The 13,069-nt window shown below is 44.2% G+C and carries 12 protein-coding genes and 2 pseudogenes; 2 read left to right on the plus strand and 12 right to left on the minus strand.

Annotation, left to right across the window (positions count from 1 at the left end; genetic code table 11):
* Positions 1 to 45: 45 nt before the first annotated feature.
* Positions 46 to 1,502: pseudogene (locus tag J2S00_RS00785) on the minus strand (protein adenylyltransferase SelO).
* Here J2S00_RS00785 and J2S00_RS00790 point away from each other — a divergent pair.
* Entirely contained in the window at positions 1,448 to 1,789 is a 342-nt protein-coding gene (locus tag J2S00_RS00790; RefSeq protein WP_307334466.1) for a hypothetical protein, read from the plus strand. The pseudogene J2S00_RS00785 and the gene J2S00_RS00790 sit on opposite strands and share 55 nt — an antisense overlap.
* Positions 1,753 to 2,043 (plus strand): hypothetical protein, encoded by a 291-nt coding sequence (locus J2S00_RS00795; RefSeq protein WP_307334468.1) that lies wholly within the window; start codon positions 1,753 to 1,755, stop codon positions 2,041 to 2,043. The genes J2S00_RS00790 and J2S00_RS00795 overlap by 37 nt, the downstream gene beginning before the upstream one ends.
* Before the next feature lie 76 nt (positions 2,044 to 2,119).
* Here the strand turns inward: J2S00_RS00795 and J2S00_RS00800 are convergent, their stop codons facing one another.
* The 11 genes and pseudogenes from J2S00_RS00800 to J2S00_RS00850 all read right to left on the minus strand — a co-directional run bounded on the left by J2S00_RS00800 (position 2,120) and on the right by J2S00_RS00850 (position 12,850).
* The gene (locus J2S00_RS00800) at positions 2,120 to 2,689 is read right to left on the minus strand and encodes a response regulator transcription factor (protein ID WP_307335189.1); all 570 of its coding nucleotides are present in this window, start codon (positions 2,687 to 2,689) and stop codon (positions 2,120 to 2,122) included.
* A 239-nt stretch (positions 2,690 to 2,928) separates the two neighbouring features.
* Positions 2,929 to 3,798 (minus strand): zinc metalloprotease HtpX, encoded by an 870-nt coding sequence (locus tag J2S00_RS00805; protein WP_307334470.1) that lies wholly within the window; start codon positions 3,796 to 3,798, stop codon positions 2,929 to 2,931.
* Positions 3,799 to 4,218: 420 nt separating this feature from the next.
* A pseudogene (locus J2S00_RS20015) lies at positions 4,219 to 4,404 on the minus strand (transposase); the annotation flags it as partial.
* 49 nt (positions 4,405 to 4,453) lie between these two features.
* Positions 4,454 to 5,923: a glycoside hydrolase family 32 protein gene (locus J2S00_RS00815; RefSeq protein ID WP_307334472.1), complete on the minus strand. Its 1,470-nt coding sequence runs from the start codon at positions 5,921 to 5,923 to the stop codon at positions 4,454 to 4,456.
* A 161-nt stretch (positions 5,924 to 6,084) separates the two neighbouring features.
* On the minus strand, positions 6,085 to 7,503 hold the full coding sequence (locus J2S00_RS00820; protein WP_307334475.1) for a sucrose-specific PTS transporter subunit IIBC: 1,419 nt from the start codon (positions 7,501 to 7,503) through the stop codon (positions 6,085 to 6,087).
* Between the two features lie 143 nt (positions 7,504 to 7,646).
* Positions 7,647 to 8,636, minus strand: a complete 990-nt coding sequence (locus J2S00_RS00825) for a LacI family DNA-binding transcriptional regulator (protein ID WP_307334477.1) — start codon at positions 8,634 to 8,636, stop codon at positions 7,647 to 7,649.
* 61 nt (positions 8,637 to 8,697) lie between these two features.
* Complete coding sequence (locus J2S00_RS00830) at positions 8,698 to 9,138, minus strand: VOC family protein (protein WP_307334479.1); 441 nt, start codon at positions 9,136 to 9,138, stop codon at positions 8,698 to 8,700.
* A gap of 252 nt (positions 9,139 to 9,390) precedes the next feature.
* Positions 9,391 to 10,365: a glycine betaine ABC transporter substrate-binding protein gene (locus J2S00_RS00835; RefSeq protein ID WP_307334482.1), complete on the minus strand. Its 975-nt coding sequence runs from the start codon at positions 10,363 to 10,365 to the stop codon at positions 9,391 to 9,393.
* Positions 10,366 to 10,404: 39 nt separating this feature from the next.
* Positions 10,405 to 11,142: an ABC transporter permease gene (locus J2S00_RS00840; protein WP_307334483.1), complete on the minus strand. Its 738-nt coding sequence runs from the start codon at positions 11,140 to 11,142 to the stop codon at positions 10,405 to 10,407.
* 12 nt (positions 11,143 to 11,154) lie between these two features.
* Positions 11,155 to 12,165, minus strand: a complete 1,011-nt coding sequence (locus J2S00_RS00845) for an ABC transporter ATP-binding protein (protein ID WP_307334485.1) — start codon at positions 12,163 to 12,165, stop codon at positions 11,155 to 11,157.
* Positions 12,166 to 12,199: 34 nt separating this feature from the next.
* Positions 12,200 to 12,850: an ABC transporter permease gene (locus J2S00_RS00850; protein ID WP_307334490.1), complete on the minus strand. Its 651-nt coding sequence runs from the start codon at positions 12,848 to 12,850 to the stop codon at positions 12,200 to 12,202.
* Positions 12,851 to 13,069 lie beyond the last annotated feature (219 nt).

The raw sequence follows: 13,069 nt of genomic DNA on the forward strand, positions 1-13,069 counted from the left end.
ATATACCACTCTATTAGCTGTCCAAAAATCATACATTGTTAGTTTCTAGGTACCGCAAAAGGTTCGGTAAGGACGATCTGACGGTTCAGGCAATGTGGTGTACTCCTCCTGTTCAGGAGAGTGTGCGTACGGTTGTGAAAGAACGTTTAAAAGCCGCTCCAGCACGCTATAGTCTCCCTGATTCACTGCCGCTTCTAGTGCCTCTTCTACCCGGTGGTTACGTGAAATGACGGCAGGATTAGAGTGACGCATCAACTGCTGCGAGGCGTCCTTCGATTCAGGCTGCCTGTCTCGTCTCGCCTGCCACTGTTTTTGCCACTCTGCAAATTCTGTAGTCTGAAAAGGGCCGCATCCTCCAGCTTTTCAAAAGTTAATGCACGAAAGGTATTCGTATAGTCCGCACGATGCTTGTGCATCATACTGAGAAGTCCCTCAATTAAGGATTCATCCTCTGGTTCTTCATTAAAAATTCCCAGTTTTGCTCTCATGCCCGCGAGCCAATAGCGGCGGAAATGCTTAGTAAAGTCTGAAATCGCATCCTGGGCTATTTGGACGGCCTGCTCCTGATTGTCATGCAGCAACGGCAATAACGCTTCAGCGAATCTGGCCAGATTCCACAAAGCCATTGGCGGCTGATTTCCATAGGCGTAGCGACCGTGAATGTCAATGGAACTGAACACGGTTTCCGGGTCATAAGTATCCATGAAAGCACAAGGACCATAATCAATCGTTTCTCCGCTGATGGCCATGTTATCGGTGTTCATCACACCGTGGATAAAACCGACCAGCTGCCATTTGGCGATGAGCTCGGCCTGACGTCTGACTACTTCCTTAAGCAGCGAAAGATATCGATTCTCATCCGCTTCAATATCGGGAAGATGTCTTTGTAACGTATAATCAGCGAGTGTTCGGAGTTCCTCAATGGTGCCCCAATTTGCAACGTATTGAAAAGTGCCGACACGCAGATGACTGGCAGCTACACGGGTCAGAATGGCACCGGGCAGGTCGGTTTCGCGGATGACTGACTCACCGGTTGTCACCACGGCTAGACTGCGAGTGGTCGGAATGCCAAGTGCGTGCATCGCTTCGCTAATTAAGTATTCGCGCAGCATCGGCCCCAGTGCCGCCCGGCCATCCCCACCCCGGGAATATGGTGTTCTGCCTGAACCCTTTAGCTGAATATCAAAACGCTCGCCTTGGGGTGTCATTTGCTCGCCAAGCAGCACGGCCCGTCCGTCCCCTAACATCGTAAAATGCCCGAATTGGTGTCCTGCATATGCTTGTGCAAGCGGTACAGCCCCTTCCGGAATCTTGTTTCCAGCAAATGCCGCTACGCCGTCTTCCGTCCTCAGTGCAGCGGGATTCAAACCTAGGGACGTTGCTAACGAATCATTGAGAATAATCAACTTCGGCGCGCGTACAGGGGTTGGGTTGACAAGGCTGAAAAATGATTCCGGCAGACGGGCATAACTGTTGTCAAAATTCCATCCTGTTTCTGTTATTGCTCCCTTTGTACTTTTGGCAACAAAATGAGTGGCATAACGCTGTTCAATGTCTGGGTTACAGGATAAGTCAGCTTTTCATGCAACTGAGGGGTGTCATGGGAGATTTACTCAAACTGGATGCAGGCATTATCGTCGATTTCCAGTTTTATGCGGATATGTGGTCCATACTGGGAGGATTTTCGCTTGGTGTTCTGCTGATTAGTATTGCCGGTTATGCGGGCGGATTGGGCTGGGCAGCGCTTCTCGGATGGTTCGCGATCAAGCTGAGGAGCCAATCCGCTTAAAAGGTCAATTTAAAGTAAAATGGAAACCATTCAGTAAGTTACCCGTTGAAAAAAATGGTGAGTTCAAATATATGCATGTGCAAATTTCACCACAAGAAAGAGATAACCGGCAAGTTGCTGCCCAATTCATTCAAACATCAGATGCCCAAAGTTCACGGGAATGGGTTACTGGAGGTGAAAAAGTGAGAGATCATCGTCTATCTGAACGTCATCGAGTTGAAAAAACGGGGAATTTCGTTTTCCTCAACTCCTAGTCTGTCGGCGGCCACGTCCGAAAGGATCATTTCACCCGCTGCCAGCTTTTCCGGAAGGAGGGCTGCCCCTGTGGGATCAAAAGCTTGAGCTAAGTCGTGGGAAAAACCAAAAATGTAGACAGATGACAACGAATTCGGTTGGTGTCAAGGCTAATTCACGACCATGCAGGATCACCCGGTGTTCATCCCTCAGGATACGCAGCTCGCCCCGTTCCAGAACGCCCTGTTTGGCTTGTGAAGCTGCAGCGGAGGAAGTGCCCCTGGCCACGGGATGTGGGACATGGCCGTCAGGCTGCACACGCTGTAAAATCACCTTAATGCGGGTGGCCAGTTCTCTGAGTGAAAAAGGCTTGGTTATATAGTCATCGGCCCCCAATTCCAGCCCTAACAGTTTATCAATTTCATCTGTTTTAGCAGTCAAAAATATAATGGGTACCGTCGATCGGGCACGAATCTCCCGGCATACTTCCAGACCATCTCTCTCAGGAAGCATCCAATCCAGAGTCACCATATCAAAAGGCTGGTGAGTTGTGAAAATTTGCATCGCTTGTAATCCGTCCTCCGCAGGGTACACTTCCCATCCTTCCCGGCGAAAATAGTGGCATATATTATCCATGATTTTCGCTTCATCTTCCACGACGAGCATCTTCAACACTGGTCACCTCTGTGTTTATTGATTTATCTTTGTATGTTCGACGCGGATGCTCTGTTTCCTCCAGCCCTGCTGTTATTTCTGAAGCATCACCTATGTAAACGTATGTACTATGTAAGATGAAAGAATCATTCCAAAAAAGAACTCAAGGATTGTTACCCTGAGTTCTTTGTGAAAGAAATGGATAATAATGTTTGACGCGTTATGTTAATAAGGAGAAATTCTTCTCATTTTCATACATTTGCTGCAACAACTTTTTCTAATCTCGCTATTCTTTGGTCAGCATCAGGATGACTAGCAGCTAAATTTGCCCACAGTCCTTTTCCGGAACTTTGATCATGTTGGCTCAGGCTATCCAATACTGATATCAAGTGCTCACCATAGCCACAGCGACGTGCAAAATCATCGGCAAAATATTCATTTTGCCGGTTTGAATGCATGACAAGAAGAGTTCCAATTTTTGTCCATATCCAAATTAAACCCACCAGAATTAGGTCAACAAATATTGTGATAATAATCGGGGCTAAGCTTCTATAAACAGCACCTGCCATAAAGCCAATGATATAGAATATTATACGATAAATAACAAAAATAGTTGCCACAATCAAATTTCCAACCGAAATGAATAATATGAGATCCGTATCCTTCTTTGACAAGTGGCCAAATTCATGAGCTAAAGTTGCTTTGATTTGCTCATCTGAATATTGTAAGAATCCTTTTGTCACACAGATTGTTTTTCTGCCAGTAGCAAAGGCGTTAGGCTCATTATCATTGGAAATAAATAGCTTCACATCTTGTGGAATAGATGGATCCAAAGCTCTAGCTCTTTCCTTTACTTCTTCAAATAGTGGCTGTAGTCTTTCAATATGCTCTCGCCTTACAAGTGGCTTACAACCGAGTTGCTTACGAAGAACCCATTCACCTACAGGAGATAGGGCAATTGTGAGAGAGAGTGCGTAAATGAATAAACCGGTAACTATACCTTGAGGATGGTCAAAACCACCGAAAAGAAAAATAACAAGAAGTATATTGAGTATGAGATAAATCCCTGCTCCCACATTTCTCTTTTCGATTAGAGTTCTTACAAAATCGGCTACATACATTTTTTCAAAACCTCCTGTCAATTAGACTCTGTCCCTAACTTAGACTAATACTTGATATTTTTAGATAAATACAGGACATCAAAATACAAGACATCAAATTGGTAGCTATGTTACCCTCCTTTTCTTTCCGGCTATTCAGGAAAGCACACGAATTTTTATGGAATATCAAGTACCTTCACTATTAATATCGGTTCTTCATAAATATATTTTAGTCATGCCAAATTTCGGGATCAGGTTAGTATGATAATAAGCTATTTCTACACTCTTCTTCTTTGGAGTCTTTTGCATAAGACTGGTATTAGTTACATAAAAAAACGAGCACCGGTGCTGCAACACCAGTGCTTAAAAAGGCAACTACACCGCAAGGCGTACGGTGGCTTATTGGGGAGCTGTGAAGTAACTCACCCTAAGACCTCAATGGTGATTTCCATGGTTAATTTTGGTTTTATCATGAGGGCAATCCACTTTTCCCGTAGCATGGGAACAGCGAAATTTAAGATATCGGCCTTCTGCGCCCCAATACGCCATCTCATAGCCCATGGAACACACAGGTGTTCCATTTGAAGTCAGGCCTTCTGGTAATTCTTTCTCATTCCTGAGATTTAAAGACCTTCTACCCGAGGGGTATACACTAAAACACTCGCTTGCTTCTCCCTTATTCAAAGATCTTCCTTAATGTCCACTTTTTCAAGCGGAACGTGACCTTTCCCTTTGAAGAGAAAACAATGGATTCATCGGCGACATCTCCAAATATCCTTGATGAAAAAACCTCTTCTCCATCGTTTAGAAAAATTTCGGCGGAAGATGTATCTAAAAAAATGTGTAATTTATGAAGAGAGGGCACTTCACAATGCCTGGATTCGATTTTGTCTTCTTTTAGACTTTTTCGTTCAAGCGTAGCCCGTTTTTTAACAGGGTCGTAAATGAAACGGGCATGTCCCTTAAATGAAATTTCAAGGCTTTCTGTAGCAAAGTGCATTGAATCGAGGATCATCTCAACGGCTTTTCCATTGACCTGCTCCAATTTTATTGCCCTTCCAGCGATTTGTACATGGGGATAGGTTACCTCTTTTTCCCGAAGCATTTGTAATTCATCGACAGGTTTTTGATAAAGTCTGCCATCTTTTAATTTAAGTTGCCGCGGTATGGTCATGCAATGGATCCACCGATGATGGATGGTTGGGTGATAAGCTTCATTTTCCTCCGGAACCCCCATCCATCCTATTAAGATTCTTCTTCCTTGTTCATCTAACGTTGTTTGCGGAGCATAAAAGTCAAAGCCACGATCCAATTCTATGAACTCACCATGCTCAAAATTTATATTTTTATAGTCCATTTTTCCAACAAAATAACCTGTTTGATAAAGATTATTATACGAATATCCCTTTGGCTGTAATCCTTGGGGAGAAACAATCAAAACATCTTGTCCATCGAGTTCAAACAAGTCCGGACATTCCCACATATAGCCGAATTCCCCAAGACCATTCATATTTCCACCGGCAAGAGCACCTAAATATTTCCATGTGTACAGATCCTTGGATGAGTAAAGCACGACCCTGCCTTCTTCCTTCTCACTTTGTGCCCCAATGACTAAATACCATGTCTCGCCCTTTTTCCATACCTTCGGATCACGAAAATGAGCCGTATATCCTTGAGGAAGACGAATAATTGGCCCCTTTTTTTTGAAATGAATCCCGTCCTGGGATATCGCTAAGCATTGATACGATTCACGGTTTCCTTCTCTATTTTTTACATTACCTGTATAAAAAAGGAACATCTTTCCTTCATGTTCAATCGCACTTCCTGAATAACAGCCATTTTTTTCATACCATTCACTAGGCGCTAAGGCAGGCGGCTGATGCTCCCAGTGAACGAGATCGGCAGATGTATAATGTCCCCAAAATTTTGATCCATGTTTTGTATCAAACGGGTTCCATTGATAAAACAGGTGGTAAACGCCATGAAAGTGAATAAATCCGTTCGGGTCGTTTAATAAACCCACCGGCGGCATGATATGATAATGTAACCGAAATGGGTCTTTGCACACAATATCTTTATATTTGTTGATTTCATCGTACACTTGACTGAATAGCTCTTTTTCACGTTCCGAATTGACGATGATCATGATTGACACTCCTTGCTATGATGATTTCTTGGTCAATTGTCCTTTCACTTGAGCCGAATTCGGTAACGCGAGCATCGCTCCTTTGACAGAAGCGGCTAAACGTGACCACAAAGCGTTGCACTTTTTAAGGCGAGTACATGACTCGCCTTTTCCCGCTTTGATTATGCCGCTTTGCTATCGTTTTCAATTTGCTGTTTCAAATTTTCCGTATAGCCAAATGTCCATGTTAGGGCAAAGGCCACACCAATCGCAATGAGATTGACGAAAAGATATAACAAGATTTGACCATTTAAGTACAATAAAGTACCAGGAATCACGGTAATCGCCATACCTGTTGCTTTGAGTCCGAAAATCGATGCGGCAAATCCTCCTGCTGCCCCTCCGATTAACCCCATAATAAATGGTTTGACATATCGTAAATTCACCCCGAAAATAGCAGGTTCTGTAATGCCTAAGAAGGCTGATAAAGAGGATGGCAGAGCTAATGCTTTTAGTTTCTTAGATTTTGTTTTTAGTCCGACTGCTAAAGCAGCGCCCCCTTGGGCCGCAATGGCACATGTAATAATTGCGTTGAACGGATTACTTCCAAATTTCTCTAATAACTGAATCTCCAGTAAGTTAAAGATATGATGAACACCTGTGATAACGATAATTTGATGCACAAATCCGATGAACAAGCCGCTTAAGCCAAACGGTAATTCTAAAACAGCTACTGTCCCTGCTAAAATCAATTCCTCTACAGTATGGAACACAGGACCAATGACAAATAAAGCGAGTATAATCATGACCAATAATGTCAGGAATGGCGTTAAAATTAAATCTAACGTTTCCGGGACACGTTTGCGAATTTTTTGTTCAAGCTTAGCCCCTATCACTCCAGCGATAAAGGCGGGGAGAACAGAACCTTGATAACCTAATACGGGGATAAACCCTAAGAACATAATCGGTTGTGCATCTCCTCCTGCCACCGCCCACGCGTTCGGCAACGCCGGACTAACAAGCATTAATCCCAGTACTAAACCGATGACCGATGTACCACCAAACACTCTGAATGTTGACCAGGCAATAAGCGCAGGCAGGAATATGAAAGCAGTATCTGTTAACACTTGAGTAAAGAGAATGAAGTTTTCTGAAATATGATCGGGCGTTAATCCAAAAGATGCTAAGATTTTTTCTTGCATCACCAGACCACGTAAGCCCATAAATAAACCTGTGGCTACTAAAACTGGAATAATCGGAACAAAGACATCACCAAAAGAACGAACCGCCCGTTGAAATGCATTTCCACTTTTAGCAGCTTCTTTTGCATGTTCAGCCTTTGTTGTACCAGTAACTCCTAACTGGCGAACTTCGTCGTAAATCCGATTCACTGTCCCTGTGCCAAGGATGATTTGAAATTGACCGGAATTGAAAAAGGCCCCTTTCACTTTGTCAATATTTTCTACTTTTTGTAAATCAATTTTCTCTTTGTCCTTAACCATCATACGTAATCTTGTCGCACAGTGAGCCGCTGACACAATGTTATCCTTTCCTCCGACCGCTTCAATGATTTCTTGAGCAATCTGCCGGTTTTCTGACATCTTATTCACTCCTTTTTCAACATCTTTTCAATTATGTAACCGATTCCATATTATTAAAAATAAATAAAATCATCATTTAATAATCACGATGTGTAATCGATTCCACATCACCTAAAAATAATATGGAATCGATTACACACACATTATACACTATCTCGAATTATTAGTCTATAATCTAATATGATTTTTTTTGTCGATTGATCCTTTTTTATAATATGATTTAAAATAAGCTTTGCCGCTTCACGGCCAGCATTTTCGTTTTGATAGTCGACGGTTGTCAAAGTTGGTGTGACATATTTTGATAATTCGGATGCCCCGATTCCCGCAACGACTATCTCTTTCGGAATGGAAAAACCCTTTTCTTTCATATATTGCATGGCACCGATTGCCAACCGGTCAGTAACAGCAAAAATAGCAGTTGGACGGTTTTTGGCATGTTCTAGTATCCGCTTCATGGCTTCGTATCCGGATTGAATATCAAAGACGCCTTTTTGGACCCATGCCTCTTCTACAGCAAAGCCATGCTCTGCCATCACGTCCAAGTATCCTTTTTTTCGCCAATACCCTACTGCCCTGTCAGATTCGTCAACGCCAATAAACGCAATTTTTTTATGCCCTTTTTCAATAAACATCGTTGTGATCTCTCTTGCAGCATGATAATCATCATATAGTACATTTGAGACACCCGGTATCTCTTGTCCAATAACGACAAACGGAATGTTGAGTTGGTTGATTTCACGTACAAGCTCCCTGTTGATATTGGTAGCTGTTAAAATAATCCCGTCAACTTGCCGAACTTTTAGAAGGTTTATAGATTCGATCTCTTTTTCTTTCTGTAAATTTGTGTTGGCAAGTAAAATTTGATAACCTTCTTTGGCTAGCACTTCATCGATTCCACTCACCAATCTGCTCGATGTTTCCGTACTGATTTTCGGTAAAATAACGCCAATGACCTTTGTCTGTTTCGTTCGTAAAGACTTGGCATGCTCATTTGGAACATACCCAGTTTCTTCTATTATTTTTAATATTCGTTTCCTTACTTCCTCACTCACATATCCTGAATTATTTAAAACGCGTGAGACCGTTGTCCGAGATACATTGGCCATTTCAGCAATATCTTTTATGGTAGGCACCCGCTACCCCCTCCTGCCAATCAGACTGTCTAGTCCTTGCATAAAAAATCATTTTAACCATTTAGCTATGATCTGCAACGTATGTTGAAACATGCCAGGTTACACCAAATTTATCTGTTACTTGTCCATATAAAGGGCTCCAAAAAGTTTCTTGAAGTGGCATGAGGACTTGACCACCTTCGCTTAACTTGGCAAATACTTCTTTTGATTTTTCCACATTGGCCGTAGTGAGGGCTATGGTGACTTGAGAGCCAATTTGATGGGGTTGACTGTGGGGCCCCGGGAATGTATCAGAAATCATAAGATCAGTATTGCCGATTTTCAAATGCGCATGTAATATCCGGTCTTTCGCCTCAGCAGGGATATTTAATTCTGAATTTCCCCCCATTTCTCCGAATGTTTGAATGCCAAGAACTTTTGCATCCAATGCTTTTTCATAAAATTTTACTGCTTCCTGTCCATTACCATCAAAGACTAAGTATGGGTTAATACCTAAAATCATTAAAGGACACCTCTTCACTCATATTTTTCTGATCCTCATCTTGTCAGACCTGAATGACTTATGCTTCTATTATAACATGTTACCTGAAATAATATTGCTTGCCGATTGTTTTTTTGGAGAAAAAGGTCTTAGTCATATGACGGGGATCGCACACAAGAATACAATAAGAGCAAAGATCCCTAAGCAACGGCAAAAAAGCCCCCGCCTGTAACCTGGCGGGGGTCAAGACAGAGAAGAGAAGTTCAAATGTTGTTAATCGATCAATCCTGCAGACTTGAGCCATTCCCTGGCTACTTCCGTCACATCCTTATGCTCGACATCCACCGTGTAATTTAACTCAACCATCGTTTCAGTGTCCAAGTGGTCGGCCAAGGTGTTCAACAGCTCTGCCAGTTCCTCGTTTTCTTCCAGCACAGCTTGTCTGATGACAGGAACGGCATTATAGGCAGGAAAGAACAGTTGGTCATCTTCCAAAACCACCAAATCAAAGCCTTTGATCCGGCCGTCGGTGGCAAAGCCGACGGAGACATCCACCTGATTATCCCGCAGGGCATTATACAGCAATCCGGAATCCATGCGAATCACTTTGGAAGACGGGAATTCAAACCCATAGGCCGCTTGTAAGCCTGGCAGTCCATCTTCCCTGGAGCTAAATTCCGCGTTGGTCGCAAAGGTTAACTCATTCGGCTGTTCATTCACAAATGCAGCCAACTCAGAAATGGTTTGAATCCCCAACTCTTCAGCACGATCACGTCTCATCAAAATCGCGTAGGTATTGTTAAAGTCTGCTTTATCCATCCAAACCAGTCCGTTAGCTTCATCCGTTTCCTTGACAATGTTATAAGCAAGTTCCGGATCAGACTCCGCTTCCTGTTCCAGGTAAATGACGAGCGCTGTTCCGGTGTACTCCCAATACACATCAATCTGTCCATTCTCCAGCGCACTTCTCACCACTGCGCTGCCCATACTTCCTACTTCTTCCACATCATACCCTTTTTCTTTCAAATATATGGACGTGATTTTAGATAAAATTTGCTGCTCGGTAAAATCTTTTCCTCCTACAACCACTCTGCCTTTTGAACCTCCATCGTCACTGGCCTGAGGAGTTGCATCATTTGATCCCCCTTGATCTCCCGAAGCATTCGAATCGCTCGAACCACAAGCACTTAATAGGAGCAAACTCACCACTACTAAGCATAGCCAAAAGATACCCTTCCACTTTTTCATTTTTGTGATACCTCCTTGAACTGTTTGTTTATGATTTTTTCACACCGCATCTGTGGTGCGTTGCAAACCTTTGGAAATCATGACTGTTTCAAGCTTACCTAGCACATAATCAAGGGTGAGGGCCAAGAAGGTAACCGGCAAGGCACCGGCTAACATAATGCCTGTGTTGTGCAGGGCAATGCCAGTAAAGATCAGATCTCCAAGTCCGCCGCCCCCGATTAAAAAGGCCAGGGCTGCTGTCCCCACGTTGATGACGATCGAGGTTCTGATCCCGGCAAAAATGGCATAAGCTGCGTTGGGCAACTCCAACTTCCACAAAATTTGCCTTGCTGTCATGCCCATGCCTTTTCCGGCATCAAGAACCGCTTGATCCACTTGCTTGATCCCTGTGATCGTATTGCGCAAGATAGGTAACAGGGAGGCGATCCACAAAGCGAACACGGCCGTGTAGAAGCCCAGGCCAAGATAGCTCATGACCAAGGCCAATATGGCCAGGCTGGGAACGGTTTGGCCTATATTGGCAAAATTAACAGCAAACCATTCCAGAAACTTGAATCGGGGCCGGGTCACAACAATCCCGACTGGTACAGCAAAGATAATGGCCAATAGCGCCGATACGCCCACCAATTGCAAATGCTGAAGGGCCAGATGAAGTATGACAGTGGTATTGTCCAGCATATATTGAAAGGCCCCTTCCACAAACGCCCAGCTCAAAAACAGGACGAAAACACCGATTAAAAGGAGACGTACTGTTTGTTCGACCATTTGCTCTCTCATGCTATCCCCCCTTTACTTAGCTGCTGTCTCAATTGAACCAGCACCAGCTCCCGTTATGTGATCAAAATCTTTCAGATTGAGCCAGCCCATGGATGTCCCATCTTCCCTTTTGACTTCCACCATTCCGCTTTCTGACGCTAACAGTTGGGCTAACGCGGTCCATAGATCCGTCTCCAGCGTCACCGTTGGACTTGAGGATGGGGCATGAACTTGCCGTTTGGCATAATGGCCAATTTTACTCACCAAATCCTGAACCTTTAACAGGCTGAGCCGTTTCAACGCTCTGTCCTGGCCGACAAATTGGGCCACAAAATCATTACGGGGTTGGGACAATATCTCGTTAGGCGTCCCATGCTGCATCAGCTGGCCGGCATTAAAGATGGCAATGGTATTGCCCAGCTTCAAAGCTTCATTGATATCATGGCTGACGAAGAGGATGGTCTTGTTAACCTCCTTTTGAATGCGTAAAAACTCATTTTGCAAGCGGTCGCGTATGATGGGATCCAATGCGCCGAAAGGCTCATCCATCAGCATGACAGGGGGATCGGCTGCGAGGGCCCGGGCCACACCGATCCGCTGTTGCTGTCCCCCTGACAGCTCCCAGGGATACCGGTTCCGGAACTCTTCAGGGTCAAGTCCCATCATGTCCATCAATTCAATGTACCGCCGTTTCATTTTCACCCGGTCCCAACCCAGAAGTTTGGGAACGACACAAATGTTTTCCTCAATGGTCATATTGGGAAACAGACCGGTCTGTTGAATCACATATCCGATATTTCGCCTCAATTCGATCGGGTGGACATCATGGATGTCCTTTCCGTTCACTTCAATACTTCCGCTGGTGATGGGAATCAAGCGGTTCACCATCCGCAGCAAAGTGGTCTTTCCGCAACCTGACGGACCTAGAAAGACACAAATCTGCCCCTCTTCCACCCGTAAGGTGACGCCATCCACCGCTGTGACCTTTTTGTCATCACTTTCGTAAATTTTCGTCACTTGGTTAAAGAAAATCACAACATTCACCTTCCTCCCTGTTTGTAAAGACTTAAGACTTGTCCTAAGATTTTACGGTTTTGGGTGCCAGTGATTTTTGGACATATCCCAGCACAAGATCAAAGAGAATGGCCAACAAAGAGACAGCAATAGCACCCACTTGGATCATGGTTTGATAACTCATGGAAATGCCGCGGGCAATGTAAACCCCCAGTCCCCCTGCCCCGATATAAGCGGCGATGGCCCCAATGCCGATGGTTAATACGACAGCCACACGCACTCCAGCCATAATGACAGGCAGAGCAATGGGAATTTCCACCTTGAACAACCGTTCTCTGGTTGTCATTCCCATGCCGATGGCGGCATCGCGTATGTTGGGATCCACATTTTTGATGGCCACATACGTATTACGGATAATTGGCAACTGGGAATACAGGACCAGGGCAATAAAAGCGGGCCAGAAACCGATTCCCCTGTTAATGATGGATAAAATGGGAATCATAATGCCAAACAGAGCAATACTCGGTATGGTCATGATCATTCCAGCTACTGACAGCACCAATTGGGCTAGTCGTTCCCGCTGAGTGATGTAAATCCCGAACGGAACCCCGGTCAAAACCGCAACCCCAACAGCCAAGCCCACGAGCTTGATATGTTGCCAGGTCAGTTGAATGAGTTCCTCCCAATTGGCTATGACAAATGAGATAATATCCATCCTTGCTCCCTCCTTGTTCATGATAATGGCCAGCTTTCCTTCTCCCGCCCCCTGAAAACGCTCTCAAGAATTAACAAGCAAAATCCATGCCAAAAAAAAGCCCCAGAAAAGGCGTCTGGGGAGCTGTAACCGCAAAAAAAGTGGACGAGAGCGTAAAAATTTTTTTACACACAAACGTTTTGGCACACATTTCGTATGATCAAAGCAGACCAGAGCGCC

Origin of the sequence: Caldalkalibacillus uzonensis (genome assembly GCF_030814135.1) — a bacterium.
Lineage (GTDB): Bacteria > Bacillota > Bacilli > Caldalkalibacillales > Caldalkalibacillaceae > Caldalkalibacillus > Caldalkalibacillus uzonensis.

Bases quoted from the DNA above. Each gene is read 5' to 3' on its own strand.
- J2S00_RS00790 (WP_307334466.1), top strand. From the start codon at position 1,448: ATGATTCCGGCAGACGGGCATAACTGTTGTCAAAATTCCATCCTGTTT.
- J2S00_RS00795 (WP_307334468.1), top strand. From the start codon at position 1,753: ATGGTTCGCGATCAAGCTGAGGAGCCAATCCGCTTAAAAGGTCAATTT.
- J2S00_RS00800 (WP_307335189.1), bottom strand. From the start codon at position 2,689: ATGCTCGTCGTGGAAGATGAAGCGAAAATCATGGATAATATATGCCAC.
- J2S00_RS00805 (WP_307334470.1), bottom strand. From the start codon at position 3,798: ATGTATGTAGCCGATTTTGTAAGAACTCTAATCGAAAAGAGAAATGTG.
- J2S00_RS00815 (WP_307334472.1), bottom strand. From the start codon at position 5,923: ATGATCATCGTCAATTCGGAACGTGAAAAAGAGCTATTCAGTCAAGTG.
- J2S00_RS00820 (WP_307334475.1), bottom strand. From the start codon at position 7,503: ATGTCAGAAAACCGGCAGATTGCTCAAGAAATCATTGAAGCGGTCGGA.
- J2S00_RS00830 (WP_307334479.1), bottom strand. From the start codon at position 9,138: ATGATTTTAGGTATTAACCCATACTTAGTCTTTGATGGTAATGGACAG.
- J2S00_RS00835 (WP_307334482.1), bottom strand. From the start codon at position 10,365: ATGAAAAAGTGGAAGGGTATCTTTTGGCTATGCTTAGTAGTGGTGAGT.
- J2S00_RS00840 (WP_307334483.1), bottom strand. From the start codon at position 11,142: ATGAGAGAGCAAATGGTCGAACAAACAGTACGTCTCCTTTTAATCGGT.
- J2S00_RS00850 (WP_307334490.1), bottom strand. From the start codon at position 12,850: ATGGATATTATCTCATTTGTCATAGCCAATTGGGAGGAACTCATTCAA.